The 14,749-nt window shown below is 63.3% G+C and carries 14 protein-coding genes and 1 tRNA gene; 3 read left to right on the forward strand and 12 right to left on the reverse strand.

What is annotated here, in order from left to right; translation table 11 throughout:
* Nucleotides 1-262: 262 nt before the first annotated feature.
* Both LC060_RS09935 and LC060_RS09940 read right to left on the reverse strand, forming a co-directional pair.
* Complete coding sequence (locus LC060_RS09935; protein WP_226635072.1) at nt 263-1,006, reverse strand: cupin domain-containing protein; 744 nt, start codon at nt 1,004-1,006, stop codon at nt 263-265.
* Between the two features lie 142 nt (nt 1,007-1,148).
* On the reverse strand, nt 1,149-1,982 hold the full coding sequence (locus tag LC060_RS09940) for a helix-turn-helix domain-containing protein (protein ID WP_226635074.1): 834 nt from the start codon (nt 1,980-1,982) through the stop codon (nt 1,149-1,151).
* Nucleotides 1,983-2,179: 197 nt separating this feature from the next.
* On the opposite strand from LC060_RS09940, the gene LC060_RS09945 reads away from it, so the two are divergent.
* Nucleotides 2,180-3,373, forward strand: a complete 1,194-nt coding sequence (locus LC060_RS09945) for an FAD-dependent oxidoreductase (protein WP_226635075.1) — start codon at nt 2,180-2,182, stop codon at nt 3,371-3,373.
* A 44-nt stretch (nt 3,374-3,417) separates the two neighbouring features.
* Here the strand turns inward: LC060_RS09945 and LC060_RS09950 are convergent, their stop codons facing one another.
* From LC060_RS09950 to LC060_RS09960, 3 genes are all read right to left on the reverse strand, one after another.
* Nucleotides 3,418-4,743, reverse strand: a complete 1,326-nt coding sequence (locus LC060_RS09950) for a glycoside hydrolase family 1 protein (protein ID WP_226635077.1) — start codon at nt 4,741-4,743, stop codon at nt 3,418-3,420.
* Nucleotides 4,744-5,116: 373 nt separating this feature from the next.
* Complete coding sequence (locus tag LC060_RS09955) at nt 5,117-5,326, reverse strand: helix-turn-helix domain-containing protein (RefSeq protein ID WP_226635079.1); 210 nt, start codon at nt 5,324-5,326, stop codon at nt 5,117-5,119.
* A complete protein-coding gene (locus LC060_RS09960) occupies nt 5,323-5,727 on the reverse strand; it encodes a hypothetical protein (RefSeq protein ID WP_226635081.1) in 405 nt (134 codons plus the stop codon). The genes LC060_RS09955 and LC060_RS09960 overlap by 4 nt, the downstream gene beginning before the upstream one ends.
* Nucleotides 5,728-6,433: 706 nt before the next feature.
* Here LC060_RS09960 and LC060_RS09965 point away from each other — a divergent pair.
* Nucleotides 6,434-6,760: a hypothetical protein gene (locus LC060_RS09965; protein WP_226635083.1), complete on the forward strand. Its 327-nt coding sequence runs from the start codon at nt 6,434-6,436 to the stop codon at nt 6,758-6,760.
* A gap of 21 nt (nt 6,761-6,781) precedes the next feature.
* On the opposite strand, the gene LC060_RS09970 is transcribed toward LC060_RS09965, so the two are convergent.
* From LC060_RS09970 to LC060_RS09990, 5 genes are all read right to left on the reverse strand, one after another.
* Entirely contained in the window at nt 6,782-7,711 is a 930-nt protein-coding gene (locus tag LC060_RS09970; protein WP_226635085.1) for a HEPN domain-containing protein, read from the reverse strand.
* A gap of 84 nt (nt 7,712-7,795) precedes the next feature.
* The gene (locus LC060_RS09975) at nt 7,796-8,080 is read right to left on the reverse strand and encodes an RNA polymerase sigma factor (RefSeq protein WP_226635087.1); all 285 of its coding nucleotides are present in this window, start codon (nt 8,078-8,080) and stop codon (nt 7,796-7,798) included.
* Nucleotides 8,077-8,964 (reverse strand): ArdC family protein, encoded by an 888-nt coding sequence (locus LC060_RS09980; RefSeq protein WP_226635102.1) that lies wholly within the window; start codon nt 8,962-8,964, stop codon nt 8,077-8,079. The genes LC060_RS09975 and LC060_RS09980 overlap by 4 nt, the downstream gene beginning before the upstream one ends.
* Before the next feature lie 398 nt (nt 8,965-9,362).
* On the reverse strand, nt 9,363-10,520 hold the full coding sequence (locus LC060_RS09985) for a tyrosine-type recombinase/integrase (protein WP_226635104.1): 1,158 nt from the start codon (nt 10,518-10,520) through the stop codon (nt 9,363-9,365).
* Between the two features lie 145 nt (nt 10,521-10,665).
* Nucleotides 10,666-10,755: transfer RNA gene (locus LC060_RS09990), tRNA-Ser, on the reverse strand.
* Nucleotides 10,756-10,910: 155 nt separating this feature from the next.
* Between LC060_RS09990 and hspQ the strand changes: the two genes are divergently transcribed.
* Entirely contained in the window at nt 10,911-11,291 is a 381-nt protein-coding gene (gene hspQ / locus LC060_RS09995) for a heat shock protein HspQ (RefSeq protein WP_226635106.1), read from the forward strand.
* 134 nt (nt 11,292-11,425) lie between these two features.
* Here the strand turns inward: hspQ and LC060_RS10000 are convergent, their stop codons facing one another.
* Nucleotides 11,426-13,693: a putative bifunctional diguanylate cyclase/phosphodiesterase gene (locus LC060_RS10000; protein ID WP_226635108.1), complete on the reverse strand. Its 2,268-nt coding sequence runs from the start codon at nt 13,691-13,693 to the stop codon at nt 11,426-11,428.
* Nucleotides 13,694-13,800: 107 nt separating this feature from the next.
* Nucleotides 13,801-14,679, reverse strand: coding sequence for an ABC transporter permease (locus LC060_RS10005; RefSeq protein WP_226635110.1), 879 nt, complete (start codon nt 14,677-14,679; stop codon nt 13,801-13,803).
* Between the last annotated feature and the right edge of the window lie 70 nt (nt 14,680-14,749).

Below are 14,749 nucleotides of genomic sequence, written 5' to 3' on the forward strand. Positions count from 1 at the left end.
TTTACCCTGCGCTTCTCATTCATCGCGCACCTCATCGGATGCGTTCTGTCGCCAAGGAGGCTATCAAGCTGGGGGAGCAAGGCGAGGGCGGCTCGGGGGAAACTCCGGATGGCGGAACGGGATACCCTGAACCACAGACTGAAATTGCGGCTTGAGCTCCTCCTGCCGAAATCCGTTTCGGGCGTGCAAGACGACAAACGGGCGGTCCCGTCCGCCGGAACCGCCCGTTTGCACTTGTTGCCAGACCGCGAGACGCGGTGGCTCAAAGGTTGAGTGGCCCTCCGAAATTGACGTAGACCAGCGCGTCGGTGTGGCAGGAAAGAGCGTTGATCGGGGTTTCTGGAGGGTAGAAGAAGTACGCTCGGCGGGGCTCGATACGCGCCCCATCAACGCCCACGCTCCCCTCCATGACAAACATTTCGAGGTAATGCGGGAGACGTCTGATCTGCGAGCTCCAGCCCGCCGAAAGCCGGACTATGGCCGAGCCCTCGCCATGCTCGGGATGACGGCTCAACAGGCGCACTTTCGCCTCGCTCTCCAGGAAAGAGCCTGCCGCAAGGTTGGTCAGCACGTCCTCATGATCGAGTGCAACGGCCGCGCGCGCCGGGTTCGCCCCTTCGACAGGGTAGAGGTCGTCGTGCTCGGGTTCTTCCACGAAATTGAAATCCAGATCGCGCCCCACGCGGGAGAGGAAGGTCGACTCGGTCCGGATGGCGCTGGCAAAGCCATGGACCGTCTGGGGCGGGTGGAAGACATACGTGCCCTTTTCCACCCAGCGGCGCGAATCAAAGCTGAAGCAGCCCGAGATCCCGATGATCTCTTCGTACGTGTGGTGGTAGTGCGCGGTCTGCGGCGGCGTGTAGCCATCCTCGGGGACGAGCTTCTGGAGCGCGGTGCGTGCGCCGGTCTCGGCGTCGCGGCTCAGCAGTCGGGAATAGAGACCCGCCGGGCCAAGCGGCTCCCAGGCCAGTTCATCCACGGCAAGATCGACAATGTGCGGCCTCATGGTGTTTGCCTCCCTGGCACCGAATAGGGCCTGCAGATGGAAGCTCTGGCCGCCTCAAGGCAACTCGACGCGTCCTCCCCTTTCGCATGGCGGATGCTCAGGCCCGCTCTCCCCGCAGAGCCTCGCACTGGGGCTTAGTCCCCTACGGGACCGGGCATTTCCCCGCCGCGAGGTTCGCGCGAATGGTGCGCGAAACCTCCTGGATCGGCGCGAGGTAGCGCTCGACCGCCGCGTCGACCGACAGGCCGGCGGCAAAGAAGACGACCGCCAGCGCACCAATGAGCTCCTCGCCATCGAAGATCGGCACCGCGACCGCGGACGTCTTGCCCGGATTGGCCGAGTACCAGGACTTCTCGACCGTGGCGTAGCCGTCGGCGCGAATGCGCCGGGTGGCCGCGCCGGACTGGAACTGCTCGAGCATGTACTGGCCATAGGCCTCTTCCAGTTCGGCGGCGCTGTCGATCAGCCGGGCACGGGTCAGCTCATCGGTGTAGGCGACATAGACCTGTCCCGAAGCCGACGCGAGAATCGGCACCTGCCAGCCAGGATAGTAGTTGTTGTAGGTAAGCGTGGTCTGCGCAGCCGTGTGGTAGCGCACCACCATCCGGTTGCCCACGCGGGTCACGATGGACAGTGGCCAGTGATGCAGGTGCGTGAAATCGGACATCACCGTGCGTGCGGCATTCACCAGGCGATCATGGTTCTGAAAGCCGCAGGCCAGTGTCTGGATGAGCGCGGTGGGACGATACTTGCGGCGCTCCCGCTCCCGTTCGACCAACCCTTCCTCGATCAGGGTGTTGATGATGCGAAAGGCGGTGGGCATCGGCACGTTCGCAGCCTTGGCAATTTCAGACAGGCCCAGAGAGCCATAGCGATTGATGGCCTGAATGACATGAATCGAGCGCGATAACGAGCGTATCGTGTCCTTTTCGCCGCGCGGTCGCGCCTCGCCGAAGCCATGGTGGGACTCTGTCATCTTGTTGCGAACCCTTTGCCGGGTCTTTGTGCCCGCACCGTGATGCTAGGAATCGCCCCGCGTTCCTGTCAAGCAGGCATCCGCGATACGGAAGTATGCGCGGCCGTTGCTTCCCCCGGGCTACTCCCCGGTGCCATTTGCCCGGCTTCGCGAGGTCGGAACTCCCGACCTGATGTGAGCGGGAGTTCAATATCACCATGAAGAAATGCGAAGTCCTGGTTGTCGGGGCCGGGCCGGTCGGGACCACCTGTGCCTCGCGCCTTGCGGCGATGGGCCTGGATGTCATGATCATCGAGGCCGAGGCCACCAGCACCCACGATCTTCGGGCCACCACGATCCATGCCTCCACGCTGGAGATGCTGGACGAGATCGACGCCGCCCAGCCGCTGATCGACATTGGTCTGAAGGCACCGGTCTACCAGATGCGCGATCGCCGCACGGGCGAAAAGCTGCTTTTCGACCTGGGCGAACTGGCCGATTTCACGCGCTTTCCCTTCCGCCTTCAGTGCGAACAGTACAACATGGCACGGCTGCTGAGCGAGCGGCTTGACGCGCTTCCCAATGTGGACCTGCGCTTCAATTGCCGCTTCATCTCGGCCCACGAGACAGGCGACGGGGTCATCGCGACGCTGGAGCAGGGCGACGAGACGATTGAAGTCGAAGCCCGCTTCGTGGTGGGCGCGGACGGATCGCGTTCGGCGGTGCGCAAGCAGATCGGCACGGGCTTTGACGGCTTCACCTACGAGGAGAAGTTCGTCTCGATGTCGACGACCTTCCCGATCAACGAGGTCATCACCGATCTCAGCTACGTCAACTACATCTCCGACCCGGAAGAATGGCTGGTTCTGCTCAAGGTGCCCAGCGTCTGGCGCGTGCTGGTACCCGCGGACGGCAACCTCAGCGACGAGGACCTCATCAGCGATGCCAACCGCGACGCGGTGTTCCGCCGCATCGTCGGGCACGGCGACGTGGAGACGACCCACCGCACGATCTACCGGGTCCACCAGCGCGTTGCGCAGGAGTTCGTGAAGGGGCGCATGATCATCATCGGCGATGCCGCCCACCTCAACAACCCATTGGGCGGCTTTGGCATGAACTCGGGTATCCACGATGGCTGGAACCTGGCCAACAAGCTGTGGCAGATCCTGCGCAAGGACGCTGGACGCGAGGCGCTCGACCTGTTCGAACGGCAGCGCCAGGCCGTTACCCGCTCGGTGATCCAGGCGCAGACCATCGAGAACATGGAGAACATGGGCCGCGCCGAAGGCGAGATCCTCGAGGCCAAGCGTGCCAAGATGCGCGCGGTTCACGCAGATCCGGACGCGCGGCGCGCATTCCTCATGCGTCAGTCGCTCTTTGCCAGCCTTGAGCAGGAAAAAGAGATCACCTGACCCGCGCGGCGCCGGGCCATGCCCGCCCGGCGCCCGACAGCGGTTCAGACCGCGTTCGCCCGCGCCAGCGCGCCCAGCACATGGGCGCTCGGCTTGGGGGTGCGCGCAAAGCTGGTACGGTCCACATCGCACAGCCCGTAGCGCGGCCCATAGCCGTGGAACCACTCGTAATTGTCGAGCAGGGACCAGTGCAGATAGCCCTTGAGCGGGATCCCCTCCTGCATCACGTCGTGCAGCGCGCGCAGCGCAGCCGGAATGAAGGCCGCGCGCTGCGCATCGTCATCGGTTGCTACGCCATGTTCGGTCACGAAGACCGGGCGGGGGCAGCGTGAATAGGCATAGCGCACCGCACCGGCGAGCGAGGCGGCGTAGATTTCCGAGCCGCTGGAATTGACGATCGCGTCGTCGGGGATCGGGACCTTGCCATCGGGCCCCCAGACCGCGCGGTAATAGTTCTGTACGCCCAGGAAATCGTCGTCGCGCGCTGCCTCCAGCCAGGGGTCGTAGAGTTCACGTCGCATCGAATCACGCAAGGGCTCGCCGCCCGCGATAGCCTGATCGTCATTGATGGCCAGGCTCACTCCGACGGGCAGATCACCGCGCACAGACTTGATCGCGGCGCGCCCGGCCTTGTGCCCGGCAATGAGATTGGCCTGCACCACATGGCGGTCGGGCACGTAGATCGGATTTCCGGCCAGGAACAGATCAACGCCCAAGCGCCGGGCAACCGCCTCGCTCATCTTCTTGTCGGGCCCCATCAGCTTCCTGCCCCGGCCGCCGGGCAAGGCGACTTCGAGCATGCCGACAAGATTGGGCTCGTTGAGGGTGGTAGCGAATGCCATGCCATCGGTCAGATGCCGCGCGGCCGTCTCGCAGAAGCGGGCAAAGAGATCGACCGCCTCGGGGCTGCTCCAACCACCTTTGGCGGCGAACCAGATCGGCGTCGTGAAGTGGTTGAAGGTCACGACCGGGGTGATGCCGCGGGCATGGCAGCCTTCGATGATGCGCTTGTAATGGTCAAGCATGGCGACCGAGAACTGGCCGCGCGCAGGCTCGATCCGCGCCCATTCAAGGCTGAAGCGATACGTGTCGAGGCCCAGGGTGATGACAAGATCCAGATCGCGCGGCCACAGTTCAAAGCTGTTGGCGGCATCGCCCGACATGTCGGTGAAAGTCGTGGGATCGGCATGTTCGAGCGCCCAGGTATCGGAGTTCGTATTGTTGCCTTCCACCTGGTAGGCGGCCGTAGCCGCGCCCCACCGAAACTCCTCGGGAAAGACGCGCCTGGAGGCTGCAGAAGCCCGACCAACGGTGCCGGGGACCAGTCCGGCCAAGGCTCCTGTCAGGAGCGTACGTCGTTTCAAGTGCATCGGCAGCCTTTCGGGAGCTGGTATTGTCAGGTCCCTGCGACATGCCCCCAAGCGCCCAAAAGACAAAACACGCCTGCCCTGCCTTTCCGCCATGCGGCAATTTGACAGGCTGCCAGTGCCGCGGCGGTATCGAGGAAGCTTGTATAAGGCCGACTTCTGGCTCGATGTCCGGTCGGGCTCGGCCGAAACCTGCAACATTGAGGGCCGGATGCGGCGGCGAGCCAGAATGATGGATCTGAACCAAGCGCACAGGGGCTGCCCCCAAAAAAATAGGCTCTCTTCAGCAGCGGAGTGAGCGTCGGCTTACCTTGGCCGGCCGCTCCAAAGGCGACTGTCGGCTAGGTCCCAGGAGCTGGCATTCGGGAATGCTAACTCAATGCCTATTTTCAGAGCGTCGAGCCTGGTCGATCAGGTCCTTCAAGCTGGCATACGGCACAAGCGTCATGGCCCCGACCTTGACGACTTCGATGCGGCCCTCTGCAATCAGCTCGTAGAGTTTCGAACGGCCGATGCCGGTCAGTCGGCAGGCCTCCGGAATGCGAACAGAAATCGGCTCGATCGGCAAGCTGGTTTTCTGGATCATAGATCAAACTCCTGTTGGTCCGCGCCCCCGGATGGGCTGGTCATTTGCCGAGCACTTGCCTCGTCCCGCTCCAAGGTTTTGCGCATCGATTGGCCGGACTTTTCGGAACCGACGTGTGCTCGCACCTCGCCATGAGAATGCCCTTCCAACGCAGCGGACAACTGGGCGTCTAAAAGGAGATTGATGATCCGATCGAGCTTGGCCTCAAGCTGCATGGCTTGGCAGTCTTGGCGATCGCATACGCCCATAGTCGGAGTTTGAGCGTCCTGCTCGAACCAGGCGGCCAATGCTTTGCTCAGGATGAGGGTCTTCGAGTTGCCGGGCTCGGCAGCCGCCTTCGCAAGGCTCGCGGAAAGGCCTTCGGGCAAGTAGAACTGATGGCGTGTTTTGGCTGTCGGCATGCAAGCGAGATTGCACCATGCCGCGCCTGTTCGGCAGGGCCTGTCCGGTGCCGATCGGTACCTTTGTCGAACCGCAATTCCTGAGCCAGGCAAGCTTGCCAACCACCGGCCCCAAACGCACCCGTGACGCGCACTTTTGCAAGGCCATTTCGAGTGCTTGTTTGAGCGCAGTCCCGGCTGCCCCGCAGGCCGCGTCAATCGATGACTGCCCTGTCCAGAGTAAGGACGCGACTGGTGGACAAAATTCCGCCTCGCCGCCTCGTTCTTTCGAGACGTTATTGCCCGTGCTTTACCAGTGCGGATCGACGGGGTCTCCCGTCGCAAAGGCCCGGCACAAAAGCGGATCGACCTCCAGGCGCGGGCGCTGCCGCATATCCGGTATCAGCCCGCATCGCTGACAGCCGAATGGGCCATGTGAACCGGCTTCACGCCATGTCTCGCAAGTGTCTCGCCCAAACAGTCACTATCTCTCTAAAAAACGATGTGCAGACAGATGCTTACGGGTGGCGCGAGACACCCTTTTCTCTTGCCCTCGCCACCATTTCCTTCCCTCGTGCTTTTCCCCGCCTTGCCTCCAATTACCTCCCCCTCCCAAACCCTCCATCTTTCATATGCTCGCTATATGTTCTGTCTTTGTGGTCGAACTTGAGTCGCATGGAGGCATGACAGCATGGGTGTTCACATGGAGGCTGGAGGCCGATCGAGCTTGGTCCTGACGGGCGATATCGATACGCGTCTCGATGTCCCTGCACGCGGGATTGCCGAGGGGTTTTCGCTGGCGTTTTCGGATGGAACCTTGCTGCGTGGGGCGTTCCTGGACGATGCTTCCAGCTGCCGTTTTGCCCTCGCGGTCGAGGGTGCGGCCCAGGTTCGCATCACGCGTCACGAAGACGGTGACGGGGTCGATCTGAACTGGAATTTTGAGTGGATCACGCTCGCTTGCGGCCAGGAAACCTTACAGCCGGAAGCCGCCGATGCGGACGAGGATGTGCTGCAATTGACGCTCGACATCGTGGTCGAGGAGAGCGTCTAAAGGGGAATGGAAGCCAGCCGGTCAGCTGGCTTCGCGGGCGGTCTCTTCGAGCTGGGCGATGCGCGCCGAGCACACGGTCTGGACGACGCGGCCGAGTTCCTCGACCTGTTCGCCGAGCCAGGTCAGCTCTTCCTCGCTGACGGTGTAGTGCTTGGAGTAGCGCGCCTTGACGTAGGCTTCCTTGAGCTTCTCGAACATGCCGCGCTGCCAGCGGTTCTCACGCGGCCAGGCGTAGACCAGCCGGGGATCGAGACGCTCGGCCTGGGTGCGCAGGAACGCCAGATTGTGGACGTGCGGGGTGTAGAAGGTAGAGACCAGAAGGACGCAGTGGTAGAGAAACTCTGCTGACTGGTGCAGGTCAAAAGCAGCTTCCCGAAATCGACCTTGAGACATCGTATATCTAGAGGTGTCGAGGCGGCCAGCTGCAGTTGGAAACCATTCCTCGAAGTACTCCTTCGCCAGATCCAGCGCCGCATGCGGGGTCTTGGGCTTGGGGGTCGTCAGCTCGCTGTCGTCGGCCTCGTAGAGCGCGATGCCGTCGCGGGCGATGTCCATGAAGAAGTAGCGGCCCTGGGCGAGCCCGTCGTTCACTTCCTGCATGGTGTGGACGATGAAATTGACCGGCGTCTTGAGGCTCTCGGTGATGCCGTATTCGCGCATCAGCCGCTCGTCGACACGGGTCCAGTACTTGACCCGGTCGGTCAGCCGCTTGTCGCTGACGATCACCAGCAGATCGTAGTCCGACTTGTAGCCCTTGGCGGTGTGCGGCTCGTCGATCCAGTTGCCCCGGGCATAGCTGCCGTAGAGCACGATCTTGAGGATACGCCCCTTCTTCTTCCAGTTCTGCGTCGAGAGCGCGAAGGCGTCCTCGAATTCCTCGAAGACGATCTGCACCACGCGTTCGAGCTCGCGCTGCTTGTTCGCCGGGAGATGGTCGAGGCTCGTTTTCATGGGCACAGACTCGCGCCTAACATCCTTGCTGCCAAGTGCAAAATGATGGCGGCCGGGGCCCTGTGGGCTCCGGCCGCGCGCATATCACCATCCCTTGCGTTCCTGACGGCGCAGAGAACTGGCGATCATTTCGATTGCATGGGCCAGATGGGTCTCGGCCTGCACGTTCGAGATGCCAAGCTCGGCCGCGATCCGGGGCACGTTCAACCCTTCGATGCGGGCCAGACGAAAGGCCGCGTGCTCGGCATCGGGAAGCGAGGCCATCGCCCGCATATAGCGCCGGTTCCGGGGATCAGTGATCTCGGTAAAGGCGCCCCTGAGCGACACCTCCCGGATACGCTGGACGAGGAAGGCAAGAGGCCGGATCATGCCGCCTCCTCCCCGAAGGCAAGGAGGTAATCGGCGGCCTTGCTGGCGGCACTGGCCGCACGAAAGATCGCCTTTTCGTCCTCGCGCAAAACGGCAAGCCACGCCCCGATGTAATCGGCGTGCCGGACGGTCGGCGCGATCCCCAACGAGGCGCAAACAAAGGCGCTAGTCATCTCGGCGACCAGTTCCTCCCGGCCATACTTCGAGGAGCGATAACGGCCCGACTGGTCCCGGTTGAGGCGGGTGGGATGCCCGGTCCAATGCCCCAGTTCATGAAGCGCGGTGCGGTACCAGTTGATCGGATCGGGGAAAGCGACCTGCGGCGGGACCATCACGAAGTCTTCGGCCGGGGCATAGTAGGCCTCGCGCCCACCTATCCGGAAGTCTGCGCCCGAAAGCTTTATGATCCGGTCGGCCTCGATCCGCGTCATGACCGGATCGGGCACGCTCGGGGCCACCCCGGCCTCGATGGGAAGCCCTTCACACTGGTCGAGATTAAAGACCGTGAACCGCTTGAGAAACGCCACGGTGCGCGCGTCGCGGTCCTCGCTCCGAGCCTTTTGCGCCTCGTCCTTGGGCGTGAAACGGTCGGCGTAACAAATGACCGTTCCCTTCTCCCCGCGCTTGACGTTGCCGCCTGCCTTCTCGGCCTGCTTGTAGGTAAGCCAGCGCTGCGAGGAATAGCCGCCTCCGATCCCGGCTGCCCACAGGATCAGCACGTTAATGCCGCTATAGATTCGCCCGGTTACTCCATTCTGAGGCATCGTCACCGGGCACCGCGCCGCGTCCCACGGCTGCACCCACGGCACGCGGCCTTCCTCCAGCTCGGCAATGATCCGGTTCGTGACCTCTCCATAGAGGCTCTGACGGTTGTCCTTGGCCATGCTCCTTCACTCCTTCCTTCAACCGCCATTGACCGGCGCCAGGGTGGCGGGGGGCGGCAGGAGCGAACCAGCAGCACCGCCGGCAAAAGGCGGGGCGCACCTGGCAAGGCCGTAACACCGTGAAGGACCCGGGAGCGCAGCGGACGGGTTGCGCCCCGTCGAGGCGGGGCTATCGGGCAGCGACGCCCCCCGTCACCTTGGAGCCGACAAAGGCCAACGCCGCCGCGCGGGTCAGCGCGGCGACACTTGAAGGGATGCAAGCCGCATCCCGCCCCGCCAAAGGCGGGCCGGAACGCACTGAGGGATCGTTATGGCTGTGCTGCCGAGACGCTAAAGAGCGGCTCGACCGGCATGCGAGCGGAGGTTGAGCCCGGCAAGGCTAAAGGCCTGGCACGCCCTTAGCGGCTTATCCGTGGTGAGGTGCAAAAAGACGCCCAATCGTTCATCATGATCCGACGCTTCTCCAGCAAGTTGCCGCGCCGATAGGCCGCCTCGGTCTTGTCCTTGACGGCATGGGCGAGGGCCGCCTCGGCAACGTCGCCCGAGTGATTGGTCGTCTCGCTCACCCAATCGCGAAAGGCCGAGCGAAAGCCGTGAGCGGTATAAGGCTCTTTCATTTCCTTGAGGAGCTTGGTCAGAGTCATATCGGACAAGGGCGCATTGCGGCGTGCCCCCGGAAAAATCAGCGGGCAATTGGCTATACGAAGTTCGAGGCAACGTTCGAGGATACAAAGGGCAGGGCGCGTGAGTGGCACGACATGCTCGCGCTGGGCCTTCATTCGCTCTTTCGGCAGTGTCCAAAGTCCAACTTTCAAGTCGATCTCGTCCCAGGTCGCGTGCCGCACTTCGCCAGAACGTGCCGCTGTCAGGATCGCAAATTGAAGGGCCAGACGACTGAACGATTCGCGCTCTCGTAGACGAAAAACGAACGCGGGCACCTTGTCATAGGGCATGGCCGCGAAATGGCCGTCCTTCTTGGGTTGGCGCGGCAGACCGCGCGTAACCGCACGCATGGGCGCCTCTGACTCGCGGTAGCCCGACGCGTAGGCCCAATCGAGTATCGTTCCGATCCGTTGGCGGACCCGCCGCGCGGTCTCGGGCTTGGAAAGCCATATCTCTGCGAGCAAACCGCGAATCATGGGTCCCGTGATGTCATTGACTTGAAGATGCCCGATATGGGGGAAGGCATATGCCTCTAGCGTACTCGACCATTGGGCTTCGTGCTTCTCGTTGCGCCAGGTCTTGCGATGTGCGGCCAGAACCTTGGCTGCGGCTTCGCGAAAAGTCGGGATCCCCTGCGCCTTTCGCCGCTCGAAGATCGGATCGAGTCCAAGTTCAACCCAACTTCGGATCTCCCGGGCTCGTTCGCGCGCATCGGCAAGCGATACCTTCGCGGCGCTGCCGAGCCCGAAGTCGCGGCGCATTCCATGCTTCTGTACTCGGCACACCCAGCTTTTCGAACCAGTAGGCTGGACGACGAGGTAGAGGCCGTCACCATCGCCCAACCGGCCTGGACGCCGGGCTGCCTTCACAGCCGTTGCGGAGAGCTTTCCCATGACCAAAATTCTCCCACATTCTTTCCCACATTTCCAATCGGTCACCGGTGGATGGGGCTGGATGCAGAAGGACGCGAATCACCAATCAAACCAAGGAAACCCTTGGACTTTTCGGTGTTCGGCTGGATGTAGAAAAAGTGGCTAGTGGCGGAGAGGGTGGGATTCGAACCCACGGTACGGTTGCCCGTACACCGCATTTCGAGTGCGGCGCATTCGACCTCTCTGCCACCTCTCCGCTCGAAGTGCCATCTGCAGGATATGCCTGCGAGGTCAGGAAGAAGCGCGCCATTAATCCAACTTTGCGGGCTTGCCAAGCCCCTAAATGACAAAAAAGGGGAACATTTTTTCAGCTTGCTTGTCCGCCCCCCTCGCGGGGCCTATATTGCATATATGAACAGAGCGTCCTTTTTCTCGCCTCAGGCCGGACGCGTGATCGATGCGCCGCGCCAGATGCGCGCCCGTTTTGCCATCGGCGACATCGTGCGCCACCGCGATCACGACTTCCGCGGCGTCGTCTTCGACATCGACCCTGTCTTCGCCAACAGCGAGGAATGGTACGAATCGATCCCGGCCGAGATCCGCCCCCTGCGCGAGCAGCCCTTCTACCACCTACTCGCCGAAGCCGACGATTCGAGCTACGTCGCCTACGTCAGCCAGCAGAACCTGACGGCCGATAACGAAGGCGGTCCGGTTGATCACCCCTCGCTCTCGCAGATCTTCGAAGACTACCGCAACGGCCGCTACCAGCTTCGTCGCAGCCTCGCGCATTAGAGCGGCTTCCGATTCGATTACATCGGATCAACCGCTCTAGATCATGGGTTTGACGCTTTTTCTGAACCAGCAGATGATTCCATCTGCCTGGAAAATGCTCCAAGCGCGGCGGTTCGCGGCCCTGTCCGGCGATCTCAGATCGCCCAGCTACCACTTCCCGCCCATTGCAGCGCCGGGCCCTCTCCGGCCCGGCTTTCCACCAGGAGCGCGGACAGGCTTGCCGCACAGACCGGATGTGAAAGCAGAAAGCCCTGCAACTCATGGCATCCCAGGTCGCGCAGGAATGCCAGTTGCATCGGGGTTTCCACCCCTTCGGCCGTTACGGCCATGCCGTGCACCCGCGCCACGCTGACGATGGCCTCCACCAACCCTGCCCCTTGCGGCGTTGAAATCGCCGCAACGAAGGACTTGTCGACCTTGATGCGGTCGACCGCCATGTCGCGGATGTGGCTGAGCGAGGAATAGCCCGTCCCGAAATCGTCGAGGGCACAGGCCACCTCCAGGTCACGCAGGGCCGCGATCGTGCTGCGCACATCGCGTGAGGAAGCCATGAGCGCGGTCTCGGTCATCTCCAGTTCAAGACGCTGCGGGGCGACTCCGGTCTCCTCGAGCAGGTCCCGGACACGGGCTACGAAATCGGTACACCGCATCTGCGAAGGCGAGATGTTGACGCTGACCCGCACGTCGGGCCAGGCCCGCGCGTCCTCGAGCGCGCGGCGCAGGACGAAGTTGCCCAGCGCCTCGATCAGCCCCGATTCCTCGGCCTGCGGAATGAAAGTGCCCGGGCCGATGAAACCGCGCTCGGGATGCTCCCAGCGCAACAAGGCCTCGACCGCCAGAATTACGCCGGTCCGGGCACAGTACATGGGCTGGTAATGGACGTGCAATTGCGCCGGGTCTTCGTGCACGGCGTAGCGCAGCGCCTGCACCAACTCTTCGCGCGCACGGATGTCCGCATCCATCGCCGGAGTGAAGAACAGGTAACGCCCGCGCCCCTCGGCCTTGGCCGTAGTGAGTGCGATGTCGACCCGGCGGGTCAGCTCGGTCCGCTCACGGCTGTCATCGGGAGCGAGAGCGACGCCAATGCTGCCGCCGATATAGGCGCGCGCGCCGAACAGGTCGAAGGGCCGGGCCAGTTGCTCGACAATGCGCGCGCAGATCCCCTCGACGGCCGCGCGGTCCTCGGGCTCGCAGATGGCAATGGCAAACTCGTCCCCCGCCATGCGCGCAACCATGTCGTAGTCGCGCACCTCGGCGCGCAGGCGCGCGGCCACCTGGCGGATCAGTTCATCACCCGCCGGATGGCCCAGGGTGTCGTTGATCAGCTTGAAGCGATCGAGGTCGATGCACAGCAGCGCCAGGTGCCCCGTCCCGTCCGGCCCCTGCTCGCAGCGCTCCAGCGCCTCATCGAGCCAGGCCTCGAACATCATGCGGTTGGCCAGCCCCGTCAGCGGATCGTGGAGAGCCTGATAGTGGGCTTCGCTGCGGCTGACGGCCAGGTCGCGGGTCCGCCGGGTCAGGCGGTTGGCGAGGAAAAAGACCACCGAGGCAACGAGCACCACCAACAGCATCGAAACGGGGCCGAGCGCGGAGACGACCTGCTGGCCCGGCGTGAAGGCCCGCCAGACGAGATAGCCCATGACCTGCCTGGAACGGTCGCGCAGCGGCGCGGAGGTCTCACCCGGTCCGGTCTGGGGACCGGACTGGTAGCGCATTTCGGCCAACCCGAAGTGCTCTGCCAGACGCTCGAAAAAGGGGCCGTCGAGATAGGCGACCCCCACCACCATCGGCACCGCGCCCACGCGTTCGCCATCGGACGCCCGGCCCGCCAGGACCGGCTTTACCGAGAGGATCGCGGGACGGCCGCGCAGGAAACGCAGATCCGCCACGACCGGCGTGCGCGTGCTCGAACCATCGTTCTGGGTGCGGTTGCGGATGGTGGCCGCGCGCATCTGTTCGGCCAGCGGGGCGGCGTATTGCTCAATCCCGATGTAGCTGCGCGCCGCGACCCGCGCGTTGCCCCGAATCGCGTAGAGCGGCGCGCCTTCGGGCGACAGGAGATAGGTCTCGGCGAGGCCCGCGTAGTCGGTAAACCAGCGCTCGGCGAAAACGTCGAGCCATTCAAGGTCTGGCTCGCCGCTGGACAGCTGGCCCAGCAGCGCACGGGAGGACGCGCCGACCTCGAGGCCATGGCTCATCTGCTCGACACTTTGCGCCACCACGGTCTTCGCGGTCGCCTGGTCGCGCTCGCGCGCGATCCGGTCGACCTGGCCGCCGGACCACTGGAGCAGCGCGACCAGCATCGTGCCCAGAACCATGATGGCGAGAGCCAGCGACAAGGCAAAGGCCGAACCGCTTCGGTCCGAACCTGCCCCGGGGGGATGGGCACGCCGTTCCTTCACGGGCGCCAGACTGCCCCCGCAAGGGATGCAATTTGGTTAATGTCCCAAGCCACCTTCTGCCTTCCCCAACAAATCCTCGTGTGTGGCAGATTCGGCATGAACGAGATCTATCCCTTGAGCTTCCAGCCCGAGCGCAGGATCATGTAGACCACTACGGCCAGAACGGCGTCAACCAGCGTCATGCCCAGCGCGCTGTGCAGCACGTCCATGTTGGTATCGCCGATGTCGCTTTCGCCCAGGAACCCGAAGCGAAAGCCCGAGATCACGTAGAAGAAGGGATTGATGCGGCTGATGACCTGGAAGGCAGGCGCCAGGTTGTCGATGACATAGAACGTACCCGAAAGCAGCGAGAGAGGCGCAATGACAAAGTTTGTCACCGCCGCGTTATGGTCGAACTTTTCCGCCCAGATCGAGGACAGGAGGCCCAGCAGCGCCAGGAACACCGCTCCGATGAGGCCGAACCACAGGACCGCCCAGGGGTGCGCCATCGAGAGGTCGACCCCGGGCCAGAGCAGCATCGCGATCGACAGCGCCAGGCCCACCATCACCGCACGGGTGACCGCAGCCCCCACCATCGCGGCCATCAGCTCGGCTTCGCTCAGGGGCGGCATGAGGTAGTCGATGATCGTGCCCTGGATCTTGCCGGCCAGGAACGAGAAGCTGGAATTGGCGAACGAGTTCTGCATCATGCCCATCACGATCAGGCCCGGTGCCACGAAAGTCGCAAAGTTCACGCCCAGCACCATGCGATCCCCGCGGCCCATCGCCAGCGAGAAGATCACCAGGAACAGGAGCGTGGTCACCGCAGGCGCCCAGATCGTCTGCGTCTGGACCTTGAAGAAACGGCGCACCTCCTTCATATAGAGGGTTCCGAGCCCGACCCAGTTCACCGTGTGGATGATGGGCTCGCCCTTGGCCGGGAAACGGCGGGGCTCAACGGGCCTCTCGGCACTGTGGAGTTCGGTCGAATTCGTTTGATCGTCCATGCCCCGGCGACTATCGGCTGACGTTTGGCATGGCAAGCGCCACCTTTTGAATTTCGGACAACCCGCGCGG

The sequence above is a fragment of the Novosphingobium profundi genome, from assembly GCF_020524485.1.
Classification (GTDB): Bacteria; Pseudomonadota; Alphaproteobacteria; order Sphingomonadales; family Sphingomonadaceae; genus Novosphingobium; species Novosphingobium profundi_A.